The 13,059-nt window shown below is 59.7% G+C and carries 10 protein-coding genes; 8 read left to right on the top strand and 2 right to left on the bottom strand.

Annotated features, from left to right (window positions below):
- The first annotated feature begins 147 nt into the window (after window positions 1-147).
- From C2E19_RS08040 to C2E19_RS08030, 3 genes are read left to right on the top strand one after another with little or no spacing between them, the layout of a single operon-like run.
- Window positions 148-450, top strand: a complete 303-nt coding sequence (locus C2E19_RS08040) for a helix-turn-helix transcriptional regulator (RefSeq protein WP_008080109.1) — start codon at window positions 148-150, stop codon at window positions 448-450.
- A 34-nt stretch (window positions 451-484) separates the two neighbouring features.
- Window positions 485-1,651 (top strand): MFS transporter, encoded by a 1,167-nt coding sequence (locus tag C2E19_RS08035; protein ID WP_129390264.1) that lies wholly within the window; start codon window positions 485-487, stop codon window positions 1,649-1,651.
- A gap of 28 nt (window positions 1,652-1,679) precedes the next feature.
- Window positions 1,680-2,729, top strand: a complete 1,050-nt coding sequence (locus C2E19_RS08030) for an alkene reductase (RefSeq protein ID WP_129390261.1) — start codon at window positions 1,680-1,682, stop codon at window positions 2,727-2,729.
- Between the two features lie 399 nt (window positions 2,730-3,128).
- Here C2E19_RS08030 and emhR read toward each other — a convergent pair whose 3' ends face one another.
- Window positions 3,129-3,761, bottom strand: coding sequence for an efflux system transcriptional repressor EmhR (emhR, locus tag C2E19_RS08025; RefSeq protein WP_129390258.1), 633 nt, complete (start codon window positions 3,759-3,761; stop codon window positions 3,129-3,131).
- A 266-nt stretch (window positions 3,762-4,027) separates the two neighbouring features.
- On the opposite strand from emhR, the gene C2E19_RS08020 reads away from it, so the two are divergent.
- The 5 genes from C2E19_RS08020 to C2E19_RS08000 all read left to right on the top strand — a co-directional run bounded on the left by C2E19_RS08020 (window position 4,028) and on the right by C2E19_RS08000 (window position 12,558).
- The gene (locus C2E19_RS08020) at window positions 4,028-5,185 is read left to right on the top strand and encodes an efflux RND transporter periplasmic adaptor subunit (protein ID WP_129390255.1); all 1,158 of its coding nucleotides are present in this window, start codon (window positions 4,028-4,030) and stop codon (window positions 5,183-5,185) included.
- A 3-nt stretch (window positions 5,186-5,188) separates the two neighbouring features.
- The gene (emhB, locus tag C2E19_RS08015) at window positions 5,189-8,338 is read left to right on the top strand and encodes an efflux RND transporter permease subunit EmhB (protein ID WP_129390252.1); all 3,150 of its coding nucleotides are present in this window, start codon (window positions 5,189-5,191) and stop codon (window positions 8,336-8,338) included.
- The gene (gene emhC / locus C2E19_RS08010) at window positions 8,335-9,795 is read left to right on the top strand and encodes an efflux RND transporter outer membrane subunit EmhC (RefSeq protein WP_129390249.1); all 1,461 of its coding nucleotides are present in this window, start codon (window positions 8,335-8,337) and stop codon (window positions 9,793-9,795) included. The genes emhB and emhC overlap by 4 nt, the downstream gene beginning before the upstream one ends.
- A gap of 416 nt (window positions 9,796-10,211) precedes the next feature.
- Window positions 10,212-11,471, top strand: a complete 1,260-nt coding sequence (locus C2E19_RS08005) for an OprD family porin (protein ID WP_129390246.1) — start codon at window positions 10,212-10,214, stop codon at window positions 11,469-11,471.
- Between the two features lie 277 nt (window positions 11,472-11,748).
- Window positions 11,749-12,558, top strand: coding sequence for a methyltransferase domain-containing protein (locus tag C2E19_RS08000; RefSeq protein ID WP_129390243.1), 810 nt, complete (start codon window positions 11,749-11,751; stop codon window positions 12,556-12,558).
- A 95-nt stretch (window positions 12,559-12,653) separates the two neighbouring features.
- On the opposite strand, the gene pcaC is transcribed toward C2E19_RS08000, so the two are convergent.
- The gene (gene pcaC, locus C2E19_RS07995) at window positions 12,654-13,046 is read right to left on the bottom strand and encodes a 4-carboxymuconolactone decarboxylase (RefSeq protein ID WP_025110738.1); all 393 of its coding nucleotides are present in this window, start codon (window positions 13,044-13,046) and stop codon (window positions 12,654-12,656) included.
- Window positions 13,047-13,059: the final 13 nt, after the last annotated feature.

The raw sequence follows: 13,059 nt of genomic DNA, 5'->3' as shown, positions 1-13,059 counted from the left end.
CTGCAATCGACACCTCACCATATCGTTATAACCCGATATACCGATTTATGCTGATCACAGATCAAAATCATATTGGTATATCGCGATCTAACGATTTAAAGTTCGCCTCATCGCGATATAGCGTTGTACTCAACCGAGCACCCTGCCATGAACCTTGACCTCGACGAAATAATAAAAGCCCTGGCGCACCCAGTACGGCGAGACATCCTCAACTGGCTGAAAGACCCGAAAGCAGAATTTCCGGAACAACTGCACAACCACGAGTACGGCATCTGCGCCGGGCAGATCGATCAGCGCTGCGGCTTGTCGCAGTCGACCGTTTCTGCACATCTCGCGACGTTGCAACGCGCCGGTCTGATCAGCAGCCAGAAGGCCGGGCAATGGCACTTTTTCAAACGCAACGAGGACGTGATCCAGGCGTTCCTCAGCACCCTCAGTAAAGAGCTCTGACCCTTAACGTCAGCCAGCCGACAAGGAAACCCGCATGCCCCTCTCGCTACTCATCCTCGCCTTGAGCGCCTTCGCCATCGGCACCACCGAATTCGTCATCATGGGTCTGTTGCCCGATGTCGCGGCCGACCTCGGTGTGTCGATCCCCGGCGCCGGCTGGCTGGTGACCGGTTATGCCTTGGGCGTCGCCATCGGTGCGCCGTTCATGGCAATGGCCACCGCCAAACTGCCGCGTAAAGCTGCACTGGTCGCGTTGATGGGCATCTTTATTGTCGGCAACCTGCTCTGCGCGATTGCCAGTGATTACAACGTGCTGATGTTTGCCCGGGTGATCACCGCGCTGTGTCACGGTGCGTTCTTCGGCATCGGTTCGGTGGTGGCAGCCAATCTGGTACCGGCCAACAAACGTGCTTCGGCGGTGGCTTTGATGTTCACCGGTCTGACGTTGGCCAACGTCCTCGGCGTGCCGCTGGGCACCGCACTGGGTCAGCAATACGGCTGGCGCTCGACCTTTTGGGCGGTGACCGTGATTGGGGTGATCGCTTTGATCGGTCTGATCCGCTTCCTGCCGGCCAAGCGTGACGAAGAGAAACTCGACATGCGTGCCGAACTCGCCGCCCTCAAAGGTGCCGGGATCTGGCTATCGCTGAGCATGACCGCGCTGTTCGCAGCGTCCGTGTTCACCTTGTTCACCTACGTCGCGCCGTTGCTCGGTGAAGTCACCGGTGTGTCGCCACGTGGCGTGACCTGGACGCTGATGCTGATCGGCCTGGGCCTCACCGTCGGCAACATCATCGGCGGCAAACTCGCCGACAAAGGTATGGCCGCGACGCTGATCGGTGTGTTCATCGCCATGGCCGTGATCTCCACCGTGCTGACCTGGACCAGCGTCGCGCTGATCCCGACTGAAATCACTCTGTTCCTCTGGGCCACCGCGTGTTTCGCCGCCGTACCGGCGCTGCAAGTCAACGTAGTGACCTTCGGCAAGGCCGCACCGAACCTGGTGTCGACCCTGAACATCGGCGCGTTCAACGTCGGCAACGCCCTTGGCGCCTGGGTCGGCGGCAGCGTCATCGCCCACGGCTACGGCCTGACCAGCGTACCGCTCGCAGCCGCCGCGCTGGCGGTGCTCGCCCTGCTGGTGACCCTGATTACTTTCCGTCAGAGCGGCAATGCCGATCTGGCCCCCGCTACTCACTGATTAACTTTCACCTACGAGGGTTGTAGACATGGCAACTATTTTTGATCCGATCAAACTCGGCGACGTCGAGCTGGCCAACCGCATCATCATGGCCCCGCTGACCCGCTGCCGTGCCGACGAAGGTCGCGTGCCGAACGCGTTGATGGCTGAATATTATGTACAACGCGCCTCCGCCGGCCTGATCCTCAGCGAAGCCACCTCGGTAACGCCGATGGGCGTCGGCTACCCGGACACCCCGGGCATCTGGTCCAACGATCAAGTGCGCGGCTGGGCTAACGTCACCAAAGCCATTCACGGCGCTGGCGGCAAGATCTTCCTGCAACTGTGGCACGTCGGCCGCGTCTCGCACCCGTCGTACCTCAACGGTGAAGCGCCGGTGGCACCAAGCGCGATCCAGCCCAAAGGCCACGTCAGCCTGGTTCGCCCATTGGCCGACTACCCAACCCCGCGCGCCCTGGAAACCGCTGAAATCGCCGACATCGTCGACGCCTACCGCACCGGCGCCGAAAACGCCAAAGCCGCCGGTTTCGACGGTGTGGAAATCCACGGTGCCAACGGTTACCTGCTCGACCAGTTCCTGCAAAGCAGCACCAACCAGCGCACCGACAACTACGGTGGCTCGCTGGAAAACCGTGCTCGCCTGCTGCTGGAAGTCACTGACGCAGCGATCGAAGTCTGGGGCGCTGGCCGTGTCGGTGTGCACCTGGCACCGCGCGCCGACTCCCACGACATGGGCGACGACAACCTGGCGGAAACCTTCACCTACGTCGCACGTGAACTGGGCAAACGCGGCATCGCGTTTATCTGCTCCCGTGAGAAAGAAGGCGCCGACAGCCTCGGCCCGCAATTGAAAGAAGCTTTCGGCGGCCCGTACATCGCCAACGAGCGTTTCACCAAGGACAGCGCCAACGAGTGGCTGGCCAACGGCAAGGCTGACGCCGTGGCGTTTGGCGTACCGTTTATTGCCAACCCGGATCTGCCAGCGCGTTTGCAGGCTGATGCGCCGTTGAATGATGCACGTCCTGAGTTGTTCTACGGTAAAGGCCCGGTCGGTTATATCGACTACCCGACGCTGTAAGCCGCACGTAGGAACGCAGAAACACAAAAGCCCCCGACTTGTGAGAGTCGGGGGCTTTTTTTGTGTTCACTTGGAACGCGATTGCGCGGCTGATTATGTAGCCCCTCATCGGAACGCCGCCCGCCCGGCCCTCTCCCGAGGGAGAGGGAGCCGATCGGGGGATGTTCAAAACCTGAGTTCGACGGAATATTTCACGTCGGCGTATCTCGAAAGAAATCCCCGGTCAGTCCCCTCTACCTCTGGGAGAGGGTTAGGGTGAGGGCAAGCGGCCACCCCGTTTCACACAGAAGAAACAAATTCCCTACAAAATGCACAGTTCGCACCGTATAAACTGCGCCCCGGCAAATGTATATAAAAGCAGGCCAATTGACATAAGCTGTGCCAATTACGCATTTTGTTTCATTTGCGCAGGCTAGGGCTCAGGCGCAGCATGTCCAACCCTGTATCGACCCAACGCTCGGCCTCGGCATGCAGTTCAAAGCTGTCCGGCGCCAGCAGCCAGCCATACAGAAGGCCATCGATATAGGCATGAATGCTGATGGCCGCGCGAGCAGTGTCGAGATCTTCCGGCAACTGCCCACGATTTACCGCATTACGCAGGGTCAGCCCGATGCGCTCATTGCATTCGAGACTGGCCACCCGGCGCTGCTGGCGCAAATCGCACATTTCATCGGTGAACTCGCACTTATGAAACAGAATTTCGTTGATGCGGCGGGTCTTCGGATCCAGCGAAACTTGATGAAACAAATGAATCAGCAGTTTGCGCATGCAGCCCAGCGGATCGATTTCGTCCTCGCTCTCACTGGCCTTGGCCAGCTCATCCAGCGGCTCATGCAGCGTATCGAGCATGGCCTGGAGCAGATCGGCCTTGTTGCTGAAATGCCAGTAGATGGCACCGCGCGTCACGCCGGCCATCGTCGCGATATCTGCCAGGGTCGTACGCGCGACGCCCCTTTCATAAAAGGCTTTCTCCGCCGCTTCCAGAATCTGGCTGCGGGTTTCTTGAGCTTCCTCTTTGGTACGACGGACCATGGCAGTAAAACCTCAAACGGGATGTTTCAGGGATGGCTGAACATCCGCTGAATAAAGAGGGGGCGATCTCTCGCGAATCGACTCCCCGGCCTACAATTTCAAACCTTGCGACGAGTTTTGTAACAGGGTGGGTACGACGCCAAGGTGTTTACAAACAACCATGAACGTAAGTATATTCCTTAGCAAGCTACTTATCCACCCAGTACCCTTTTTTTACCCTTTCACACTTCTTGTGCGCTTTTTGCGCGCCTGACCCGAGGATCTACATGCAATTCAAGCCAGTTGTTACCGCTCTGGTCACTGCCGTCGCCCTGGCATCGCTGCTCAGCGGATGCAAAAAGGAAGAAGCGGCACCGGCCGCTCCGCCCCCTCAGGTCGGCGTCGTTACCCTGCAACCACAAGCCTTTACCCTCACCTCGGAACTGCCGGGCCGCACCAGTGCGTTCCGCATTGCGGAAGTTCGACCACAGGTCAACGGCATCATTCTCAAGCGTTTGTTCAAGGAAGGCGGCGACGTCAAAGCCGGCCAGCAGCTTTATCAGATCGATCCAGCCGTGTATGAAGCGACCCTGAAAAGCGCCGAAGCCAACCTGCGTTCGACCAAGTCGATCTCCGATCGCTACAAGCAACTGGTCGATGAACAAGCCGTAAGCCGTCAGGAATACGACACCGCCGTGTCCAACCGCATGGAATCGGAAGCGTCGTTGCAGAGCGCGCAGATCAACGTGCGTTACACCAAGGTTTACGCGCCGATCTCCGGGCGCATCGGTCGTTCTTCGGTCACCGAAGGTGCACTGGTCAACAATGGCCAGACCGACGCCATGGCAACGATCCAGCAACTCGACCCGATCTACGTCGACGTGACCCAGTCCTCGGTTGAATTGCTGGAACTGCGCCGCGAGCTGGAAAGCGGTCGCCTGCAAAAATCCGGCGAGAACTCGGCAGCGGTCAAACTGACCCTGGAAGACGGCAGCCAGTACAAGCTCGACGGTAAGCTGGAATTCTCCGAAGTCACGGTCGATCCGACTACCGGTTCCGTGACCCTGCGTGCGGTGTTCCCGAACCCGGATCACACCCTGCTGCCAGGCATGTTCGTCCGCGCCCAGTTGCAGGCTGGCGTCAACGCTGCAGCGATTCTGGCGCCGCAACAAGGCGTGACTCGCGACCTCAAAGGCACCCCGACCGCACTGGTCGTCGGCACCGACAACAAGGTCGAGCTGCGTCAGCTCAAGGCCAGCCGCACCGTCGGCAGCCAGTGGCTGATCGAAGACGGCCTGAAAGCCGGCGATCGTCTGATCACCGAAGGCCTGCAATACGTGCGTCCGGGCGTGCAAGTCAACCCGACCGAAGCCACCAACGTAGCGAAAAAGAACCCGGCCCCCGCTCAGCCTGCTGACAAAGCCGCTGGCGGCAAAGGGGAGTAACTCATGTCAAAATTCTTCATCGACCGTCCGATTTTCGCCTGGGTAATTGCCCTGGTGATCATGCTGGTCGGGGCACTTTCGATCCTGAAATTGCCGATCAACCAGTACCCGAGCATTGCGCCACCGGCCATTGCGATCTCCGTGACCTACCCGGGCGCTTCGGCGCAAACCGTGCAGGACACCGTGGTTCAGGTGATCGAGCAGCAGCTCAACGGTATCGACAACCTGCGTTATGTGTCCTCGGAAAGTAACTCCGACGGCAGCATGACCATCACCGCGACCTTCGAGCAAGGCACCAACTCCGACACCGCGCAGGTTCAGGTTCAGAACAAGCTGAACCTCGCCACCCCGCTGTTGCCGCAAGAAGTGCAGCAACAAGGTATCCGTGTGACCAAGGCAGTGAAAAACTTCCTGCTGGTGATCGGCGTGGTATCGCGTGACGGCAGCATGACCAAGGACGACTTGTCCAACTACATCGTGTCGAACATGCAGGACCCGATCTCGCGCACCGCCGGTGTCGGTGACTTCCAGGTCTTCGGTGCCCAGTACGCGATGCGCATCTGGCTCGACCCGGCCAAGTTGAACAAATTCAACCTGACCCCGGCTGACGTCAGCTCCGCCATCTCGGCACAGAACGTCCAGGTCTCCTCCGGTCAGCTCGGCGGTTTGCCGGCGCTGCCAGGCCAGCAACTGAACGCCACGATCATCGGCAAGACCCGTCTGCAGACTGCCGAGCAGTTCAAGGCGATTCTGCTGAAGGTCAATCAGGACGGTTCGCAAGTGCGCGTCGGTGACGTTGCCGATGTCGGCCTGGGTGGCGAAAACTCGACCATTTCGGCCCAGTTCAACGGCAAGCCGTCGTCCGGTCTTGCAGTGAAACTGGCCAACGGCGCCAACGCCCTCGACACCGCCAAAGCCCTGCGCAAGACGATTGACGAGCTCAAGCCGTTCTTCCCGGAAGGCATGGAAGTGGTGTTCCCGTACGACACCACCCCGGTGGTGACCGAGTCGATCAAGGGAGTGGTTGAAACCCTGGTCGAAGCGATCGTGCTGGTGTTCCTGGTGATGTTCCTTTTCCTGCAAAACTTCCGCGCCACCGTCATCACTACGATGACCGTGCCGGTGGTATTGCTCGGTACATTCGGCATCCTCGCGGCGTTCGGTTTCAGCATCAACACCCTGACCATGTTCGGTATGGTGCTGGCCATCGGCTTGCTGGTGGACGATGCCATCGTTGTGGTGGAAAACGTCGAGCGGGTGATGAGCGAAGAAGGCTTGTCACCGAAGGAAGCGACCAAGAAGTCCATGGGCCAGATCCAGGGCGCACTGGTCGGTATTGCGCTGGTTCTGTCGGCGGTATTGCTGCCGATGGCGTTCTTCAGCGGTTCCACCGGTGTGATCTACAAGCAGTTCTCGATCACCATCGTCTCGGCCATGGCCCTGTCGGTATTGGTTGCGCTGATCTTCACCCCGGCGCTCTGCGCGACCATGCTCAAGGCGATTCCGAAAGGTGAGCACGGCACGCCGAAAAAAGGTTTCTTCGGCTGGTTCAACCGCAACTTCGACCGTGGCGTTCGCAGCTACGAGCGCGGCGTTGGCAACATGCTGTCGCGCAAAGCCCCGTACCTGCTGGCGTACCTGCTGATCGTGGTTGGCATGATCTGGCTGTTCACCCGCATTCCGACCGCGTTCCTGCCGGAAGAAGACCAGGGCGTACTGTTCGCTCAGGTGCAAACCCCGGCCGGTTCCAGTGCTGAACGTACCCAAGTCGTGATCGACGAAATGCGTTCCTACCTGCTGGAGAAAGAGTCCGGCGCGGTGGCCTCGGTGTTCACCGTGAACGGCTTCAACTTCGCCGGTCGTGGGCAGAGCTCGGGTCTGGCGTTCATCATGCTCAAACCGTGGGACCAGCGTGACGCGAGTAACAGCGTGTTTGCCCTCGCCCAGCGTGCGCAACAGCACTTCTTCACCTTCCGCGATGCGATGGTGTTTGCCTTTGCCCCGCCAGCGGTATTGGAGTTGGGTAACGCCACCGGTTTCGACGTGTTCCTGCAAGACCGCGCCGGTATCGGTCACGACAAGTTGATGGAAGCGCGTAACCAGTTCCTCGGCATGGCCGCGCAGAGCAAGGTGCTCTACCAGGTACGTCCGAACGGCCTGAACGATGAGCCGCAATACCACCTGGAAATTGATGACGAGAAAGCCCGCGCCCTGGGTGTGAGCATTTCCGACATCAACAGCACCCTGTCGATTTCCTTCGGTAGTAGCTACGTCAACGACTTCATCGACCGTGGTCGGGTGAAGAAGGTATACGTGCAAGGTCAGGCCGGCGCTCGCATGAGCCCTGAAGACATGAAGAAATGGTACGTGCGCAACAGCGCCGGGACCATGGTGCCGTTCTCCGCGTTCGCCAAGGGCGAGTGGATCTACGGTTCGCCGAAACTGGCGCGTTACAACGGTGTAGAAGCGATGGAGATCCTCGGTTCTCCGGCGCCGGGTTACTCAACCGGTGATGCGATGGCCGAAGTCGAAGCGATCGCCAAGAAGCTGCCGGCGGGTGTCGGTATCTCCTGGACCGGTCTGTCGTATGAAGAGCGTCTGTCCGGTTCGCAAGCACCGGCGCTGTACGCCCTGTCGCTGCTGATGGTGTTCCTGTGTCTGGCCGCGCTGTACGAGAGCTGGTCGATTCCGATCGCCGTTATGCTCGTGGTGCCGTTGGGGATCATCGGTGCACTGCTGGCCACCAGCCTGCGCGGTCTGTCCAACGACGTGTACTTCCAGGTGGGCCTGTTGACGACCATCGGTCTGGCGGCTAAAAACGCCATTCTGATCGTCGAGTTCGCCAAGGAACTGCATGAGCAAGGGCGTAGCCTGCGGGATGCGGCGATCGAAGCGTGCCGCATGCGTCTGCGACCGATCATCATGACGTCGCTGGCCTTCGTCCTCGGTGTTGTACCGTTGGCGATCTCCACCGGTGCCGGTTCGGGCAGCCAACACGCGATCGGTACCGGCGTAATTGGCGGTATGCTCACAGCCACGATCCTGGCGGTCTTCTGGGTTCCACTGTTCTTCGTTACGGTTTCGTCCATCGGCCAGCGTAAAATCGCTGACGAGGATGAAGCGACTGAAACTCCTAAAGAGGCTGGCCAATGAGCAAGTCGCTACTCTCCATCGCAGTCGCCGCCTTCGTGCTGAGCGGTTGCTCGCTGATACCTGATTATCAGCAGCCTGAGGCTCCGGTCGCAGGCCAATACCCACAGGGGCCGGCGTACTCGCCGGCCCAGGCACCGGCGCAGGCCGCTGCCGAGCAGGGCTGGAAGCAGTTTTTCCATGACCCGGCGCTGCAACAGCTGATCCAGGTATCCCTGGAAAACAACCGCGACCTGCGTGTCGCGGCGCTGAACATCGACGCCTATGCAGCGCAGTACCGTATCCAGCGTGCCGACCTGTTCCCGGCAGTTTCGGCCAATGCCAGTGGCAGCCGTCAGCGGGTTCCGGCCCGTGCCTCGCAGACCGGTGAAGCGGGCATCACCAGCTCCTACTCCGCCACCGTCGGCATCAGCGCCTACGAACTCGACCTGTTCGGTCGCGTTCGCAGCCTGAGCGAGCAAGCGTTGCAACAATACTTCGCTACTGAAGAAGCGCGTCGCAGCACCCAGATCAGTCTGGTTGCCAGCGTCGCCAACGCTTACCTGACCTGGCAAGCGGACAAGGAACTGCTCAAGCTTACCCAAGACACCCTCGGTGCCTTCGAAGAAAGCTACAAGCTGACCAGCCGCAGCAACGAAGTCGGTGTCGCGTCGGCGCTGGATCTGGCGCAGTCGCGCACGTCGGTGGAAAACGCCCGTGCACAACTGGCGCGTTATACCCGCCAAGTGGCGCAGGACGAAAACAGCCTGACCCTGCTGCTCGGCACCGGTATACCGGCCAATCTGCAAGCGGCCAAACCGCTGTCGGATGACCTGCTCAGCGACGTACCGGCCGGTCTGCCTTCGGATCTGCTGCAACGTCGTCCGGACATCCTCCAGGCCGAGTACAACCTGAAGGCAGCCAACGCCAACATCGGCGCGGCGCGTGCAGCGTTCTTCCCGAGCATCAGCCTGACCGCCAACGCGGGCAGCCTGAGCCCGGACCTGTCCGGCCTGTTCAAGGGTGGTTCGGGGACGTGGCTGTTCCAGCCGCAGATCAACCTGCCAATCTTCAACGCCGGCAGCCTGCGCGCCAGTCTCGACGCCGCCAAGATCCAGAAGGACATTGGCGTGGCGAACTACGAGAAGTCCATTCAAACGGCCTTCCAGGAAGTCGCCGACGGTCTGGCCGCCCGCCAGACCTACACCGACCAGCTGCAGGCGCAGCGTGACTTCGTTCAGGCCAACCAGGATTACTACCGTCTGGCCGAGCGTCGCTACCGCATCGGTGTCGACAGCAACCTGACCTTCCTCGATGCCCAGCGTCAGCTGTTCAGCGCGCAACAGGCGCTGATCACCGACCGCCTCGCGCAGCTGACCAGTGCGGTCAACCTGTACAAGGCCTTGGGCGGTGGCTGGAATGCGCAAACCGCGCAGAACGAACCGCTGAAAGAAGAAGCACCGAAGATGAAGTTGTTCTGATCATCATCGGCTGAACACAAGAAGCCCACCGATTGGTGGGCTTTTTGTTGCCTGTCTGAAAGTTGTGTTGTCTGGGCTGGCCCCTTCGCGAGCAGGCTCGCTCCCACAGGGGAATGCATTCCAAATGTGGGAGCGGGCTTGCTCGCGAAGAGGCCCTCACATTCACCCAAAAAAACCGGCCCAATCTTGCGTTCGATAATCGCCCAAAACCCGCTTTTACCAATTGAATCAAAACATCCGCCCCCCGCACCATTCGATCCACAAAACCAATAACAACAGGTTCGTCACCATGCTCAAGCGCGCCGCCCCATCCGGCTGATTGCCGTCGTTTCACCCCTGAACATTTTTCATGTCTGCGCCCCGAAAACAGCGGCAGCGCCCCCGTTTGCCTAAAAAAAACAAGAGAGACCCCACCTATGACCACCTCCCCTGCGCCCTACGCATTCCCCGGCCTGATCGCCCTGGCCCTGGCCGGCGCAGCCCTGCCCGCTGTGGCTGAAGAAGCCGGTTTCGTCGATGGCGCCAAGGTCAACCTCAACCTGCGCAACTTCTACATCAACCGCAACTTCACCAACCCGACCAAGGCTCAGGGCAAGGCTGAAGAGTGGACGCAGAACTTCATCCTTGATGCCAAATCCGGCTTCACCCAAGGCACCGTCGGTTTTGGCATGGACGTGCTCGGCCTGTATTCGGTGAAGCTCGATGGCGGCAAGGGCACTGGCGGTACGCAGCTGTTGCCGCTGGATCACGACGGACGCCCGGCAGACAACTTCGGGCGCACCAACGTCGCCTTCAAGGCGAAGTTGTCGCAGACCGAAGTGAAGGTCGGCGAATGGATGCCGGTGCTGCCGATCCTCCGTTCGGACGACGGTCGCTCGCTGCCGCAAACCTTTCGCGGCGGCCAGATCACCTCGAAGGAAATCGACGGCCTGACCCTCTACGGCGGCCAGTTCCGTGCGAACAGCCCGCGCGACGACAGCAGCATGACTGACATGTCGATGACCGGCAAAGCAGCGTTCACCTCTGATCGCTTCAACTTTCAGGGCGGCGAATACGTATTCAATGAAAAGCGCACACAGATCGGCCTGTGGAACGCTGAACTCAAGGACATCTACAGCCAGCAATACGTCAATCTGATCCACAGCCAACCACTGGGCAACTGGACACTGGGCGCCAACCTCGGCTTTTTCTACGGCAAGGACGACGGCAGCGCCCGCGCCGGCGATCTCGACAACAAGACCTGGTCCGGGATGTTCTCGGCCAAATATGGCGGCAACACCTTCTACGTCGGCCTGCAGAAACTCACCGGCGACAGCGCGTGGATGCGCGTCAATGGCACCAGCGGCGGCACCCTCGCCAACGACAGCTACAACGCCAGTTACGACAACGCGCAGGAACGCTCGTGGCAATTGCGCCACGACTACAACTTCGCTGCCCTGGGCGTGCCCGGCCTGACCTTGATGAACCGCTACATCAGCGGCGACAACGTGCACACCGCGACGACCACCGACGGCAAGGAGTGGGGCCGCGAATCGGAATTGGGCTACACCGTGCAGAGCGGCGCGCTGAAGGATCTCAACGTCAGATGGCGCAACTCGACCATGCGCCGCGACTTCAGCAACAACGAATTCGATGAAAACCGCCTCATCGTCAGCTACCCGATCAGCCTCCTGTAAACACAAATCCACCCTGTAGGAGCTGCCGCAGGCTGCGATCTTTTGATCTTGTTTTTAAGATCAAAATCAAAAGATCGCAGCCTGCGGCAGCTCCTACAGGAGATTTGTGCCATTGGTCTGGATTAATGGCGCTTTGCTGGGCGTCGAGTAGAGTAAAAAAACCTGAAGGACTCAGGTGTATACCCTTTCCGCTTCCGTTATCTGTTGATGTTGGTCCCCTAAAGACTTGAGCCAGGTTGTCATCGGAAGACACCTTTGATCACCAGAGGATGACCTCATGATCACCCGACTCAAATCAGCAGCCCCCGACTGGGACGCCAAAGCGTACCAGCAGTTTTCTCGCCTCAGGCAACGCCCGGTCAACGAACTGCTTGATCGTGTCGAGCTGCGAAACCCTCAACGTATTTATGACCTCGGTTGCGGCACAGGCATTGCCACGCAAGTGCTGGCCAAGCGCTGGCCGCGAGCGCAGTTACTCGGTATCGACAGTTCAGCGCAAATGCTCGAAGAAGCGCGTCGCCTGCCGATCAACGCCGCATGGCAGCAATGCGATCTGCTCGACTGGCAGCCCGAACAACCGGCAGACCTGCTGTTCGCCGCCGCCGTGCTGCACTTTATCGATGGCCATGAAACGCTGCTGCCGCGCCTGCTCGGCCAGCTCAACCCGGGCGGCTGTCTGGCCGCGCACATGCCTGACTGGCGTGATGCGTTGTGGTATCGGCTGATGCTCGAAACCCTCGACGACGGTGGTGTCGGCGGCAAGCCATTGGGCACAGCTGAACTGCGCCAGCGCATGGCGGCGCGGCCGTTGTTGGGGCTGGAGGATTACTACCGTCTGCTCGCACCATTGACCACTTCGCTGGATATCTGGGAGACCGAGCAATTGCAGGTGGTCGACGGCAAGTCGCCGGTGTATGACTGGGTGAAAGTTTCGGCGCTGCGGCCGGTGATGCAAGCGCTGAGTTCAGAGGAACAGGCGCGGTTTATTTATCACTACCTGATGCGGGTGCATAAGCATTATCCGCAGGAGTGCGACGGGCATACGTTGTTTGCGTTCAAGCGGATATTTATTGTGGCCACGGTTTGAAGAACAAAAGATCGCAGCCTTCGGCAGCTCCTACAGGGGAACGCATTCCCAATGTAGGAGCTGCCGAAGGCTGCGATCTTTTCGGTTTGCACCACTCACTCCCGGGATTCGACACCCAGCTCATCCCACACCGACTCGGCCAGATGAAACGTCGCATTCGCCGCCGGAATCCCGCAGTAAATCGCACTCTGCATGATCACTTCCTTGATCTCGCCACGGCTCACACCGTTATTGGCCGCAGCGCGCAAATGCAGCTTCAGCTCGCCTTCGCGGTTCATGCCGATCAGCATGGCGATGGTGATCAAACTACGCGTATGCCGAGGCAACCCTGGACGTGTCCAGATATCGCCCCAGGCATGCCGGGTGATCATCTCCTGAAACTCCGAGTTGAACTCGGTCAGCGTGGTCAGGCTGCGATCGACATGCGCATCACCGAGTACCGCGCGGCGCACTTGCATGCCGTCGTCATAACGTTGTTTCTCGTCCACGAAAATCCCCTTG

This window comes from Pseudomonas sp. DTU12.3 (assembly GCF_004124275.1).
Classification (GTDB): domain Bacteria; phylum Pseudomonadota; class Gammaproteobacteria; order Pseudomonadales; family Pseudomonadaceae; genus Aquipseudomonas; species Aquipseudomonas helmanticensis.
Note: the sequence above shows the minus strand (reverse complement) of the source record. Positions and strands in the feature narration are given on the sequence as shown.